This window comes from Salmonella sp. SAL4457 (assembly GCF_046548235.1).
Taxonomy (GTDB): Bacteria; Pseudomonadota; Gammaproteobacteria; order Enterobacterales; family Enterobacteriaceae; genus Salmonella; species Salmonella enterica.
On record NZ_JBGDZO010000730.1, the window covers coordinates 1 to 261 of the forward strand.

The 261-nt window shown below is 67.0% G+C and carries 1 pseudogene; it reads left to right on the forward strand.

Going from position 1 to position 261, the window contains the following annotated elements:
• Positions 1 to 169, forward strand: a pseudogene (locus tag ACLJNW_RS26075) (hypothetical protein); the annotation flags it as partial.
• Positions 170 to 261 lie beyond the last annotated feature (92 nt).

Below are 261 nucleotides of genomic sequence, written 5' to 3' on the forward strand. Positions count from 1 at the left end.
GGCCAAGGCCCGCGAACTGATGCAGCAGCACCAGGTGCCGGTGGTGGTCGAGGTGATCCTGGAGCGCATCACCAACATCTCCATGGGTACCGCGATCAACGCCATCAACGAGTTCGAGGAACTGGCCGAGAAAGGCGCCGACGCGCCGACCGCCATCTCGCTGCTCGACGGATCGCCGGCCATTCCCGGAGGCGCGGACGGTGCGTGCGGCACCCCGCCCCCGGCGAAAGGCCTCCCGAACGTTTGACCGAACGATAGGAG